At 64.1% G+C, this 12,401-nt stretch carries 14 protein-coding genes; 10 read left to right on the forward strand and 4 right to left on the reverse strand.

What is annotated here, in order from left to right; all coding sequences use genetic code 11:
• Positions 1–26: 26 nt before the first annotated feature.
• Positions 27–287, reverse strand: coding sequence for a hypothetical protein (locus OHB12_RS34015; RefSeq protein WP_327114302.1), 261 nt, complete (start codon positions 285–287; stop codon positions 27–29).
• A gap of 892 nt (positions 288–1,179) precedes the next feature.
• Between OHB12_RS34015 and OHB12_RS34020 the strand changes: the two genes are divergently transcribed.
• The 4 genes from OHB12_RS34020 (at position 1,180) to OHB12_RS34035 (ending at position 4,387) form a co-directional block, all read left to right on the forward strand.
• Positions 1,180–1,575, forward strand: a complete 396-nt coding sequence (locus OHB12_RS34020; RefSeq protein WP_327114304.1) for a helix-turn-helix domain-containing protein — start codon at positions 1,180–1,182, stop codon at positions 1,573–1,575.
• Between the two features lie 67 nt (positions 1,576–1,642).
• Positions 1,643–2,101 carry a hypothetical protein gene (locus OHB12_RS34025; protein WP_327114306.1) on the forward strand — a complete coding sequence of 153 codons (459 nt, stop codon included), beginning with the start codon at positions 1,643–1,645 and terminating at the stop codon, positions 2,099–2,101.
• On the forward strand, positions 2,098–3,261 hold the full coding sequence (locus OHB12_RS34030; RefSeq protein WP_327114308.1) for an MAB_1171c family putative transporter: 1,164 nt from the start codon (positions 2,098–2,100) through the stop codon (positions 3,259–3,261). Before OHB12_RS34025 ends, OHB12_RS34030 begins: the two co-directional genes overlap by 4 nt.
• Before the next feature lie 430 nt (positions 3,262–3,691).
• Positions 3,692–4,387, forward strand: a complete 696-nt coding sequence (locus OHB12_RS34035) for a class I SAM-dependent methyltransferase (RefSeq protein ID WP_327114310.1) — start codon at positions 3,692–3,694, stop codon at positions 4,385–4,387.
• Positions 4,388–4,535: 148 nt separating this feature from the next.
• Here OHB12_RS34035 and OHB12_RS34040 read toward each other — a convergent pair whose 3' ends face one another.
• Positions 4,536–4,847, reverse strand: coding sequence for a helix-turn-helix domain-containing protein (locus OHB12_RS34040; protein ID WP_327114312.1), 312 nt, complete (start codon positions 4,845–4,847; stop codon positions 4,536–4,538).
• Positions 4,848–5,167: 320 nt separating this feature from the next.
• Here OHB12_RS34040 and OHB12_RS34045 point away from each other — a divergent pair, with 320 nt between their 5' ends.
• Together OHB12_RS34045 and OHB12_RS34050 are read left to right on the forward strand one after the other, a co-directional pair.
• Positions 5,168–5,806 carry a hypothetical protein gene (locus OHB12_RS34045; RefSeq protein ID WP_327114314.1) on the forward strand — a complete coding sequence of 213 codons (639 nt, stop codon included), beginning with the start codon at positions 5,168–5,170 and terminating at the stop codon, positions 5,804–5,806.
• Positions 5,807–6,376 carry a TetR-like C-terminal domain-containing protein gene (locus OHB12_RS34050; RefSeq protein WP_327114316.1) on the forward strand — a complete coding sequence of 190 codons (570 nt, stop codon included), beginning with the start codon at positions 5,807–5,809 and terminating at the stop codon, positions 6,374–6,376.
• A 310-nt stretch (positions 6,377–6,686) separates the two neighbouring features.
• Here OHB12_RS34050 and OHB12_RS34055 read toward each other — a convergent pair whose 3' ends face one another.
• Positions 6,687–7,601 carry an IS982 family transposase gene (locus tag OHB12_RS34055; protein ID WP_327114318.1) on the reverse strand — a complete coding sequence of 305 codons (915 nt, stop codon included), beginning with the start codon at positions 7,599–7,601 and terminating at the stop codon, positions 6,687–6,689.
• Positions 7,602–7,777: 176 nt separating this feature from the next.
• Positions 7,778–7,966, reverse strand: coding sequence for a hypothetical protein (locus OHB12_RS34060; protein WP_327114320.1), 189 nt, complete (start codon positions 7,964–7,966; stop codon positions 7,778–7,780).
• 254 nt (positions 7,967–8,220) lie between these two features.
• Between OHB12_RS34060 and OHB12_RS34065 the strand changes: the two genes are divergently transcribed.
• The 4 genes from OHB12_RS34065 to OHB12_RS34080 all read left to right on the forward strand — a co-directional run bounded on the left by OHB12_RS34065 (position 8,221) and on the right by OHB12_RS34080 (position 12,037).
• On the forward strand, positions 8,221–8,547 hold the full coding sequence (locus tag OHB12_RS34065; RefSeq protein WP_327114322.1) for a DUF397 domain-containing protein: 327 nt from the start codon (positions 8,221–8,223) through the stop codon (positions 8,545–8,547).
• A gap of 12 nt (positions 8,548–8,559) precedes the next feature.
• On the forward strand, positions 8,560–9,000 hold the full coding sequence (locus tag OHB12_RS34070) for a hypothetical protein (RefSeq protein ID WP_327114324.1): 441 nt from the start codon (positions 8,560–8,562) through the stop codon (positions 8,998–9,000).
• A 671-nt stretch (positions 9,001–9,671) separates the two neighbouring features.
• Positions 9,672–10,697, forward strand: coding sequence for a terpene synthase family protein (locus OHB12_RS34075; RefSeq protein WP_327114326.1), 1,026 nt, complete (start codon positions 9,672–9,674; stop codon positions 10,695–10,697).
• On the forward strand, positions 10,694–12,037 hold the full coding sequence (locus OHB12_RS34080; protein WP_327114328.1) for a cytochrome P450: 1,344 nt from the start codon (positions 10,694–10,696) through the stop codon (positions 12,035–12,037). Before OHB12_RS34075 ends, OHB12_RS34080 begins: the two co-directional genes overlap by 4 nt.
• Positions 12,038–12,401 lie beyond the last annotated feature (364 nt).

The following is a 12,401-nucleotide window of genomic DNA, read 5'->3' on the forward strand; positions in this document are numbered from 1 at the left end:
GAACCTGGTCGAGGTCTGGTTCGGCATCACCGAACGCCGAGCCATCCACCGTCCTGATTCTCGAATGCGTCGTTGGCGTCCTGGATGCCGGAACCCATCGCGCGCAGGTTCGCCGCGAGGTTCTCGAACCCCTCCATGCCCTGCTGTGCGCCGGGCGGATACCTTCGGGCGCAGGTCTTTCCGGGTTCGTCGTCGCCCCAGAACTCCCCTTCGCGGGCGAGGTCGACGTTCAACTCCGCCGCCATCTCCTCGGCGAGCTGGCGCAGCTCCAGTGCTGACGCATGCAACTCATCGGGTTCACTTCGTCCCGGACGTGATTGTCGCCGAGCCGCTCCAGCCGGTCCTTCAGCCACGGCATTCGGGCTTCCGGCGGGATCTTCGCGATCTCGGCGTGGAAACCGACGAACGTGGGTGCCACGTCGCCAAGGAACGTGACGGTGTCCGGCGACGTATCCCTTGCGGCTGTGAGTCTCTCGACCATCCAGTCGGCGACATCGCCCGCGGTCGTATTGTCCAGCACTTTCACTAACTGGCTCGGGGAACGTATTGCCCTTGGGCGCAGGGTGTTTGGCGTTCTGTCCACGTACCATATCCGCGACGGCTCCGGCGATATCGTTCGACAACTTGTACCAGCTCCGATGTTTCGGGCTCGGCGCATGCTTCGCGGTCGCCCGTGTTGTCGTGGCGGCGACCGGATCGTGTGGCGATTCGGGCTGCGGATTCGCTTGCGTGCCGCGCCGTCGCAGCGTTCGCGCTCTGCGTCGAGCCGCGCGGTGTCGGGTGGCTCGTCGGCGGGTCGGTGACCGCTGTTGTGGACGTTGGGTGTACGCGCATCGCGGTTGTGGCTGCGTTGCCCCCGGAACCAGCTGCCACTCGCCAGCAGGCCAGCGACGCCATCGCAGCGCATGCTCTGAAGAACCGCCGGTGGTCGACGTCGCTATCGCACGCGTCCGGTCTGCTCCTGCCCACTGTCAGTCCTCCCGCACGGCACAACGCAATGTGTCAAAATGTCAACATTCGTGGTTTCAGAACAAATTCTCTTCACGCCAGTTGATGATTTTGATTGGACCACGCCTGGTCTGGCCTGTCAACGGTCGTCAAGCGATAATGGTTCGAAAGCATTCCAGTTGACGGGGAAGGCGACCGGTGGACGAAACGGGCTCAACATTGGCGTCGAGATTGACCTATCTGTTCGACGTCGTGCGCAGGCCGGACGGTCGCGAGTTCAGCAACGAGGAGGTCGCCACCGCGATCGCCCGCCATCAGGGGGTGAAGATGTCCGGCTCGTATGTCTGGTACTTGCGTACCGGTCAACGAGACAATCCGACCTTTCGGCACTTGAGCGCGCTGGCTCGATTCTTCGGGGTTCCGCCCGCGTACTTCTTCGACGATGAGACCAGTCGCGAGGTCGACGCCGAGTTGGGTCTGCTGACTGCCATGCGGGACGCGGGCGTGCGTGATGTGGCGCTGCGGGCAGCGGGCCTGTCTGCCGAGAGCCTGGCTGCGGTCACTGACGTGATCAACCGTTTCCGCCGCTTGGAGCGACTGCCCGCAGGTCCTTCCGGCGACCGGTAGCGCGCGAAGAACTTCGACTGCCATGCGGACTACGGATTTGCGGAAGCGCTGCGAGAGGCGAATCGACGTGCTCGGGTTACCGGTTCGCTTCGGTATCGACGAGGTGTGCGAGCGGCTGGCGAGTCATGTGGGCAGACGGATCGAACTGATCCCGATGGCCTTGCCGCCGGCCAGTCCACTCGGGTTGCTGATCACCGACGAACACGGGCATTCCGTCATCTACGAGGAGTCTGCTAGTCCGATTCACCGCCAGCAGATCATCTTCCACGAATTCGCGCATCTGCTTCTCGGTCACACGGGTCAGCCGATCGGCGATGATCGACGGCACTGCATGTTCGTGCACATCGCCCATGAGATCCAGGGACAGGTTCTCGCCAGGTCCTGCGGATCGACCGAGCAGGAGACCGAGGCAGAGATGACGGCGACGTTGCTGCTGCGGCGCGCGCACCGGTCGAGCCAGCCGGTCACCATCGCTGCCGATCCGGCGATCGCCGACATAGTCCGCCGCTTGGACAACTCACTGTGACCCCCGACCCGATTCTCCTCATCTTGCTCACGGCGTTCGCTTGCGGCACTGTCCTGGCTATCAAGGCTCGCGACATCATGCGGGATCCGGACAATGGGATGCACCGTGCGAGTGCGCTTTTCGCTGGCGCGATCCTGGCGACTATGATGCTCTGGCTCGAATCCGATGCCATCGACCACCACACCCATGTTCCGATGATCGGCATCCTGCTCAGTGACATCACGGCGATGCTCGCGGTGTACGCGAGCCAGATATGGTTTGTGTACCTCACGACACGGACCGAGATCGCGCGCCGCAGGTCGCCGCTGTGTGGTGCGGGATTCATTGTCGTCGTCGCCGCAGTCGTCTCGCTGTTCGCCGCGTTCCCGCCGGCGTCCGCGAATAGTGCCCGGTATCGGTATCTGTTCATCTGCTACGTCGGTGTCAGCGCCATCGCCGCGGTCGTGTTCGGGTTCCGCTACGCCGTGCTCACCGCGAAGCCGTGGCTACGTAGCGGATTCCGCGTCATCGCAATAGGGGGCATCGCCGTGATCGCGCGCCTGGCCTTCCTCGGCTACGTGCTCGTGGCAGCCGATCTCGGCCACCCACCCCAGCCGATCTACGCCACCGTCGACGGGCTACTCACGGTAACCGGACTGCTCATCGTCATCGCGGGGATGGCGCTGCCCTCAGGCGGTGAGCTCCTCGGGTCGCTGCTTCATGCTTACCGATGCCACCGCACCGAACGACAACTCATTGCGCTGAGCTGGCACCTGACATCCGTCACCGGCACGGCGAGCGTTGTGCCCCTCCCTATCAGCCGCGAATGGAATCCGTTACAGGACGCTGAATTTCGGCTCTGTCGCCGGGTCATCGACATTCGGGACGCGCAACTGGCGCTGCGCGGGTATGCCGATCCACGGGCGCGACAGCTCGCCGCCGAACGGTCCGAGGAACTCGGCCTGCCGGACCACGAGCGCGGCCCGATGATCGAGGCGGCCGTCATCGCGGCCGCGATCCAGGCGAAGCAGGCAGGCATACCGCCCCGGCACAACACGACGATGACCCTGTCCGCCGAACACGGCGGCGCTGACACGCTGCTCGACGAAGCCAGATGGCTCGGACATGTCAGCCGCGCCCTACGATCCTTCGAGATCGCACGCCCCGATACGCCGAGGTGACCGCTCGGAGTCCTTTCGCTGGCTGTCGGGGCGTTTCTGCCGGCAAGACTGGTTGCAGGCGGGTGGGTGCGGTGGTGGCAGTCCGGTCCAGGGTGCGTGGCGGGCAAGTGCGGTGTGGTTTCGCGAGCCTGGCGTGCGATGCGTCCGGCGGCCGAGAACAGCCGTAGCCGTAGGGTTTTCGGTTCCCGGGCCGCGTGATGTTCGAGCCGGCCGGCTCGAAGGCCGCCATCAGCGCCCGAACGGCCGGGTACACCACGGCTAAGGCGGCTACGTACAGTGTAAGTTCTTTTGGCGCGGCCTCGCTATTCCAGGCGCGCGTGAGCTCCAGCGCGTGCTCCCCACGGCGCAACGGCCCGAGTTTGGAGAGCATGCCGAGCGCGTCGCGGGCCACGTCCCAAACATGCATCAGGTGCCCTGATATTCGTGGGTTATGCCGACACCACATGATTTCGAATTCGAAGCCGTCTACCAAGGCAAAGGCGGTCCGTTCGGGCCGGGCGTCAAACCCCCGTGGAGCATCGGAGAACCCCAGCCGGAACTGGCCGCCCTGATCGAACAGGGCAAATTCCATGGCGATGTCCTCGACGTCGGATGCGGGGAGGCGGCGATCTCGCTGCATCTGGCCGAGCGGGGCTACACCACCGTGGGATTGGATCTGTCGCCGACCGCGATCGAGCTGGCCCGCGCCGAGGCCACCCGGCGCGGCCTGGTCGACGCCTCCTTCGAGGTCGCCGACATCACCTCCTTCACCGGCTACGACGGCCGCTTCGGCACCATCGTCGACAGCACGTTGTTCCATTCGATTCCGGTCGAGTCGCGGGAGGGCTATCAGGAGTCGATCGTTCGCGCAGCCGCGCCAGGCGCGTCGTATTTCGCGCTGGTGTTCGACCGGGCCGGCTTGCCCGAAGTGCCCGAACCGGGGCCATCGCCCGTCACCGTCGACGAGCTTCGTGAGGTGGTGTCGAAGTACTGGGTGATCGATGAGATCAGGCCGGCGCGAATCCATGGCAACCTGCCTGCGGGCAACCTGCCTGCGGACTTGGGTATTCGGTTCGAGGGCATACGCGACGAGCCCAACGGCCGCAAGTCGGTTCCGGCCTGGCTGCTGTCGGCTCATCTGGGCTGATCACTCCACACGGCGAGATCGCGGGGTTGCATTGCCTGGGCAGGGGGCATCGAAGTGCCCGGGCTCCCCCCACTGCTGTCTTTGCCCCTGAGCTTCCCAGCTCAATCGGCTCATCGCGCTCAATCGGCTCATCGCGGGAAGCGACCTGTCAGGCCGCGTCGCTCTTCTCGAATCGTGCGACAAACCGCAACTCGAGTGCGTGAGCCAGCCTGTCGAGCATGCCGATGGTGGGCGTGCCGCCACCGGACTCGAGCCGCGAAACATCCGGCTGGCGTAGTCCGGCACGTTCGGCCAGCTGCGTCTGCGTCAGTCCGAGTTCCAAGCGACGTTCGCGTATGGCATTGGCGAACTCGATGGCGAGTCGTGCCTCTTCGCGGCCGACGTTGTACTCGGTAGCGTTGAAATCGGAACGATCGACTCGTTCCCGTCGCAGGTCATCCATAGACTTGTGGTCAGCCATCGTCGATTACCTCTCGATCGAAACTGGTTCGGGCGTGGTCATGTTCGGCCTCGCACACCTTGCGAAGAGCCTTTGCTCGCTCCACCTCTGCGGCTTGCCGCGTCCGAGTTTTACGGAAAACGGTCAGCAGGACCACTCGTCGCCCCGGAGCGAGCCAGTAGGTTATACGCATCACCGGTTGTTCGGCCATGCGATCTCGGCGGTCGGCCCGCGTCCATATCTTGGCCGATATGGCGGAATTGGGCGAGTTCTTGCACTTCATGGTTAATTGGATTAACTTGTAGTTAATTTGATTAACTTACACCGCAGGAGTTGAGACCATGACCACCATCCCCGCCGAGCGCACTCCCGCAGGTGCACTTCGCACGATTCCTGCCGTGATCGGGATCGGGTACGCACTGTCCTGGGCCATCGCCCTCTCGATCCCGGTGCCAAACCCCGGATTCGACGAGTCCGGAAGTTCGCTGGTCGCCAAAATTTCCGGGCACGTCGCGGCTATGGACCTGAATTACCTGTTCAGTGAGGGAGTTCCAGCGCTCGGACTGGTCATCGTGCCGCTGTGGCTGGCTCGTGCGGCAGGCTGGTCCCGGGCGGGTCGGATCACCGCGATCGCGGGAGCCGTGGCCGCGGCCATCTCGTTGGTCCAGTTCGTTGTCGGCGTCGCGCTGGCCGGGGCGACCTCGCCCGATACCGCGCGCCTGCTGTTCGAATCGCTGAACCGGCTCGACGGCGCCAAGATGTTCGTGCTCGCCGTGATGGGCGTGGCAGGAGTTATGGCCGGAGCGCTTCCACGCTGGCTGCGGTTCACCGGCATTGCCATGGCAGTCGCGATCGCCGGATCGGGCATCGGATATCTCCTGCTCATCTCCGGCATGGCTACCCTGGCCTACGTGTCTTTGCCACTGCTGATCGTGTTCGTCACCGGTAGCGGCATCATACTCGGCCGATCGGCCGAGTAGATGCCTCGTGTCGGTCTGACCCCACAGGTGGTCGTCACCGAAGCCGCGGCCGTCGCCGATGAGGTGGGCTTGGACAAGCTCACCCTGGCGGCGGTCGCGAAGCGCTGTGGCGTCTCGCTTCCCGGGCTGTACAAGCATGTCGATGGGCTCGACGCGGTCAAGCGAGACATCTCCGTGCTGGCAGTGCGAGAGTTGACCGCGAAGCTCGCTGCCGCGACGTCCGGCGTCTCGGGAAAGGAGGCGCTGCAGGCCCTTTCGGTGTCGTACCGCGACTATGCCATGGCGTTTCCCGGTCGCTACTCGGCGAGTGTGCGGGCGCCTGCGGCAGGTGATCGGGAGCATGAAGAAGTGGCGGTGCAGGCAGTCGGCGTCATCGACACCGCGCTCAAGGGTTACCAGCTGGAGGGAGCCGACCTGATCCACGCCGTCCGTATCTGGCGAATCGTCTGCCACGGTCTGGCCTCGCTGGAAGCGGAAGGTGGTTTCGGCCTACCGGATCCGGTGGACGAGACCTTCAACCGTTTGATCGGCGTTCTCGATGCGTCCTTCCGCACCGTGACGGTCGAATAGGGCTGACGGCGGGTAGGCCGCTCGATACCGGGTGTCGCCGCCCGTGCGCGATGCTGCCTGGTGGAGCGGCAACTTTGTCGTGATCGATTTGCCGTGTCAGCCCAGCTTCGCCACGACGTCGGCTATCTGTCCGGGCATCGACAAGAACGGCGAATGAGAGGAGTCGAGCGCCACTACAGAGCTCGGGTTGTCCGGGAAGGTGGCGTCGCTGATGAACGTCTACTGCACGTGCTGCCGGTCAGCGTGGCTGTCCACGACGGACTAGAGGAGTGATTCCAAGGGGGATCGGCTTTGCGGTCCTGTCTGGGGGTCAGTGATCGTAGGCGGTCAGCGAGCGGTGGATCGGTGCGCCGGTGGTGTCGTTGTGCCAGATCGCGGCGGTGAGCGCGAGGATGCGTTGCAGGATGCGGGCGATGACTCCAGCTGGGGTGCGACCGCCATGGCGTTCCAGGTCCAGTTGGGCTTTGAGGGTTTGATTGATCGACTCGACGGTTTGACGCAGCGGCCTGAACAGGGCACTTCCTGGGCGTTCGGGTTCGCCTCTGCGCGCCGGACGCAGCAGGTGCAGCCCGGCATCGGCCAGGTCGGACTCGAACCCGGCCCCGAAGTAGTTCTTGTCGCAGATCAGGGTTTGTCCCGGCCGCTGCACGACCAGTGTGGGATCGGCACGCAAGATGCCCATCAGCGTCTCGCGTTCGTCGGCTTTGGCACCGGTCAAGGCGAATCCGATCGGCAGCCCGCCCAGCGTGGCGACCAGATGCAGCCGCAGGCCCCAGAAATAGCGCGAATGCGAGGCGCAGTACCCATACTCGGCCGATCCGGCCAGGTCGGAGCGTTTGACCGTTTCGCGGGAGCGGCCGCATTCGACCGGTGTGGAATCGGCTACCCACACGTCGTCGGTCCACAGACTGGTGTCGGAGGCCAAGACCCGGATCACCGTGACGAGCATCGCGGCGGCGTTACGTAGCCGCTTGTTGTAGCTGGGTTGTTTCGGCAGGTATGGAAACAAGGGCCGCAGATGCGTGCGGGCATACCGCAGCCAGCGGGCCTCGGAGGTGAACCCGAGCAGCGCCTGCATTACCGCCAACGTCACCAGTTCGGCGTCGGTCAACCGGGGCGTGAATCCGACCGCGGGGCGTCGGGGAGCCAGATCCGAGCGAAGCTTCAACAGGTCGTCGGTGGTGACATAGAGTGCAGTGGCGAGGGTGTCGATGTCATTGCTCACAACCTTGACTTACGACGCCCTCGCCCGAATCCTCAAACCCACTTCCCGACAATCGCTTTCACAACAGCGAGACCCGCGAGGCGGCGACAGAACCGGACAACTGCTCGGCGCGCTGCGCGACCGAACCGCGCAACAGCCCACGAATGCAGCGACCTACCAGCTCCGGCGAACAGGATTCAACGCTTGCGGGCCCGCGCCTGCCTGGTGAGTTCGGTGATGCGGTCGGGGCGGTGAGAATTGTTCAGCTCGGCCACCAGCTCGTCGGGACACAACTCGTACAGGTCGCCCCACCAACGGCAAGCCTTGTTGTCCCATACGCGGTATCCGCCCGGCACGCCGCGTGCCACGTACCGTCGTCGAGCCATACCCGGATTCTAACGGCGCACCACAACCTTGGAATCACTCATCTAGATGGTGACTTCATCGTCCTGGACTTCGATGCTGCCCGCAGCATCGGGCATGTGGAATACCCTGCTGGCGCGCTTTACATCCAGTAAGAGGACCAGGTAGAGCTGTATAAGATGGCTTTCGACCGCCTCTTTGCGGCGGCGTTGTCGGATCGGACTCCGCCGACGCCGTCAGAAGTCGGTTGGCAGCCTTCGGGAAGTAGGAGAAACGGATGAGCACCGCAGACCACCTATCGTGGCGGACATCCAGCTACAGCGGTAACGGCGAAGGCTGCGTCGACGTGGCCCCCGCGACGGACAGCGTTTTCGTTCGGCCCGTCAAGCATCGCGACCAGGGGATCATCGAGTTCACCGCCGCCCAATGGTCGACGTGTGTTCGTGCAGCCCGTGTGGGCCTGGCCGGCACCAACGGTGCCGCCGTCGTACGACAAAACGGTGCCGACACCCTCGTGACTTCCCCTGGCGTCCAGCTCCGCTTCGACGAAACCGAGTGGACCGCCTTCCTTGCCGGTGCGAACGACGGCGAGTTCGACTCCTGACAGGTGGCGAGTGTGGATGATATCGAGCGACTGCTTCTCGGGCTGTCCGCCCATCTGCGAGACGGGTATTCCGTGGACAGCGCCCGCGAGGTTCGACATCAGCTCGACGTCGTCCGGGATCGGGTTCCCTTCCCGCCTCCGGACACGATCGAGCAGAGTCCGTTACGAAACCTGTTCGACTACGTCGAGCTGAAGAGCCACGATGCCGTCCTCGGGCGAACGCAATGGCTTCGCGGCGAGTTGGCGGAGATCGATCGAGACCTGCTGTCGGCATTGGCCGAGACCCAACGCGGTGACTTGACTGTGGACGACCTCCGGCAGATCGACGACCTCTTATGGGAGCTGCGTGACCGTATCGACGCTTTCGAGCCGATGGATGAGGGGCGCTGGCCGTTGCAATGCCTCATCGCCTACGTCGACGCGAGGATCAAACGCTCCCTGGAAGCGAACTGAACGACTCGGCTGCTTTGATCACCTGACAGGTCCCCTGCGGCGACGCCGCCCACTGTATTCGTAAGGAGGGCGGAGTCACCTACCCAGGCTGGAAGCCGGGCGAATCGGCGAGCTGAACGTGTCGCGAGGCAGGTGGCAGCCGACATCGGTGCGAATCTGATTGCGATGCAGCAGGTTCCGGACTCCACTTCGACACGAACCGGTCAGGGGATTTCAACTCCTCGACTTCGGGCGGAGCGGCCGCAAGAATGCCTCGATGTCGGACCACCGGCACTCCCCGTTTTGCACGGCCGAGCATCTGGGCGCTGTCGGGGCTTTCGATAGCTACCCTTCCTCCCAAGGGCGGGAAGTCGATCTCCGCAACGAAGAGGCTAACGTGACCGGCATCCCGTAGGGCCGCGGGCCGGGGCTCTGAGCGTAGGTGATTGTCCATCCGACACCTGGATCGACAGTGGAACAGGAGACGACCTAGAGAACGGAGGTCGTCGACGACTAATCGTCACTGATGACCAGTGACGACGGCGGCACGGTCGGATCCGCCGGAGAAGGCTCGGGGCACTCTCGCGCAGCAGCCGCGACCCGGCATTGGCAAGCGGGACGCAGCTGCCGCAAGCGGGGCGCCCGTCCCACACTGCGCGAGCAATGGACGGGAGGCGATCGGGGTCGTGCCTATGATCGATACATCTGTTTTGATACCCGGTTTTTGCGAATGTTCTCTGGTCAATCCCGCTACCCGGCCGGCCGAGGACGCCACGATCGAATGGCTGTGGCGGATCGGCTTCCTTGCCAAGCCAGAGCAGGAAGCGCACTTGCGCTCCTTCAAATTCGGGCTCTACCACGGGATCACCACGCCGCACGTGGATCATGAGCATCTGGTGCTCGGGCTGATGTGGTTTTGCTGGGGCTCGTTGGCCGACGATCAGTACGACAACTACGACTGGGGCGAGCGGCTGGACAGGATGCGTGGCGTGTTGCGCGCTATGCAGGCGATCGTCGACGGCGTGACTCCCACCGATGGGCGGTCCAACCCGGTGATCGACGGTTTCGCGGATTTCTGGCCCCGGCTCACTGCCGGGCTGTCGGAGTCCGGCAAACGGCGGATCATCGAGCACTTCATGGACTACATGCAAGCGGTGATCTTTCAGAACGTCTACCATGCCGCGGGCCGGATCCCGGACATGGCGACTTTCCTGACTATGCGCCGTCACACCATTGCGATGATCTTTCAGGCCGACGTTCTCGCGGTGGTTTGCTCGCTGCGGATCCCCGACACATTGTGGGACAGTCTTCTGTTTCGTGAGCTCGTCTCGTGTTTCGCCGATATCACCGCGTGGCACAACGACGTGTACGGCTTGGAGAAGGATATCGCCGACGGCCAGACGTGCAACATGGTGCGGGTGGTCGCGGCCAGCGAGAACTGCAGTCTGGCAGAGGCGGTAGAGCGGGTGCTGGACCGAGCCGAACACCGCCAACGTCTCCTTGTCGAGTTGCAGGCCCAGTTACCTGGGCTGGCAAGCCAACTCGATCTGCCACCTGAAGCGGCGGAGCAATGTGCCCAGCTTGCCTGGGCACTACGTCGCTACGCATACGCGAATCTGGTGTGGATCCACGAAACCTGTCGCTACGACCTGGATCGTCCGCGGATCCGCGGAACGTTCGACGATGTCATCACCCCACCTGCCCGCATCGAGTCATGATGGACGACTCACTGCGATCGGTTCCGGCCGCACCGGGCCGTCTCCCGCTACTGGGTCATGTGGTGGCGTTGGGGCGCAATCCCCTCGGATTTCTCGAATCGCTGCGCACTGTCGGCAGTATCGTCCGCATCGACCTCGGTAACTGGCCGGTGTACATGTTGACGACACCGGAGCTGGTGCGGGATGCCTTGGTCACGCAGGCAGGAAGTCTGACCAGGGGCCGCATATACGACCGGGCGCGCACCTTGTTCGGGAACGGCCTGGCCACGTCCGATGGCGCGCTGCATCTGCGGCAGCGGCGGCTCCTACAGCCGGCGTTCCACCAACAACGAATAGCCGGTTACGCGGAAACGATGCGACGCCATGCCGACGAGCTCGTCGCCTCATGGGCGCCGGGTCAACAGGTCGCGGTCGACCAGGTGATGCACGAGTTGACCCTTCGGATCGTGGCGGACGCGCTGTTCTCGACCGATCTCGGCCGGACGAGCGTTGCGGAAGTGCAGCAACACGTACCGATCATCATGAAGGGCATCGCCGCCCGGATGATCACCCCAAGACGCTTGGACGGTTGGCCGATCCCATTGAACAGGCGTTTCGACGCCGCTTCGACGCGGCTGCGCCGGATCGTCGAGGAGTTGATCGTGGCCCGCCGCGGCGCGGGTCGCGGACGCAACGACCTGCTGTCGGTGCTGCTGGCGGCGCGGGACGCGGACAGCGGTAGCGCGATGTCCGATGCGCAGGTGTGCGACGAAGTCATTTCGCTGTTGATCGCCGGCACTGAAACCCCCGCCAATACGCTGGCTTGGACGTTCCACGCACTGGCTGGTCACCCCGATGTCGAGCAGCGACTGCATGCCGAGATCGACGCAGTAGTCGAAGACCGGCCGATCGGTATCGACACGGTCGCCGGGCTCGAATATGCCAGACGAATCCTCAACGAAGTGATACGCCTCCATCCGCCGCTGCTGTTCACTCGGCGCGCCACGGCGCAAACCTGCATCGGCGGCCTTCGTATTCCGCCGGGCACCGAAATCGCCTACAGCCCATACGCATTGCACCGGGATCCGGACCTGTATCCGGAACCGACACGATTCGACCCGGATCGTTGGTTGTCGGAGCGAGCCGCATATCTGACGCCGCGGACGTTCAATCCGTTCGGAGCGGGCCACCACAAGTGCATTGGCGACGATTTCGCGTGGACCGAGATGAGCATCGTAGTGGCAACTGTTGCGCACCGTTGGCGGCTACGCCTCGCCGAGGGGCATTCGGTCCGGGAGGTCGTCGCAGAAGTACCCCGCCCCGATGCGCTGCCGATGATCGTCCAACCGCGCAAGCCGTGATTCCGGAGAGGTCCGGGAGCCGGGCCGTCTTCTCCGCGAACTGGGGGTCGGTGCCGGGTCTTCCACTCTTGGTGGCCTGCCGCGAGGTTGCCTTGGTCTTTCAGGATTCTGCGCAGGGTATTGCGGCTGATTTCGCCGATCCAGTTCCGCAACCCGGAACTCGACCAGCTCCGGACCTACCCGGCCATGGCTGCTATCGGCCTGGCTTACCGTGGCACGGGCACGATCGCGTGTTCATGTCCATGTCCGTGGGCATGGCCAGGTGGTGGCGGAGTCAGCGCCGACGCAGCAGAGCCGCCCTTGTCAGGCGGGCCGCTCGTGCCGGGGGATTGCGGTGGCGAGGGTGTCCCATTCGATCCGGACG

The sequence above is a fragment of the Nocardia sp. NBC_01730 genome (assembly GCF_035920445.1).
GTDB lineage: Bacteria > Actinomycetota > Actinomycetes > Mycobacteriales > Mycobacteriaceae > Nocardia.

Coding starts and splice junctions, on each gene's coding strand:
- OHB12_RS34035 (WP_327114310.1), top strand. CDS start 3,692: ATGCCGACACCACATGATTTCGAATTCGAAGCCGTCTACCAAGGCAAA.
- OHB12_RS34040 (WP_327114312.1), bottom strand. CDS start 4,847: ATGGCTGACCACAAGTCTATGGATGACCTGCGACGGGAACGAGTCGAT.
- OHB12_RS34045 (WP_327114314.1), top strand. CDS start 5,168: ATGACCACCATCCCCGCCGAGCGCACTCCCGCAGGTGCACTTCGCACG.
- OHB12_RS34050 (WP_327114316.1), top strand. CDS start 5,807: ATGCCTCGTGTCGGTCTGACCCCACAGGTGGTCGTCACCGAAGCCGCG.
- OHB12_RS34060 (WP_327114320.1), bottom strand. CDS start 7,966: ATGGCTCGACGACGGTACGTGGCACGCGGCGTGCCGGGCGGATACCGC.
- OHB12_RS34065 (WP_327114322.1), top strand. CDS start 8,221: ATGAGCACCGCAGACCACCTATCGTGGCGGACATCCAGCTACAGCGGT.
- OHB12_RS34075 (WP_327114326.1), top strand. CDS start 9,672: ATGATCGATACATCTGTTTTGATACCCGGTTTTTGCGAATGTTCTCTG.
- OHB12_RS34080 (WP_327114328.1), top strand. CDS start 10,694: ATGATGGACGACTCACTGCGATCGGTTCCGGCCGCACCGGGCCGTCTC.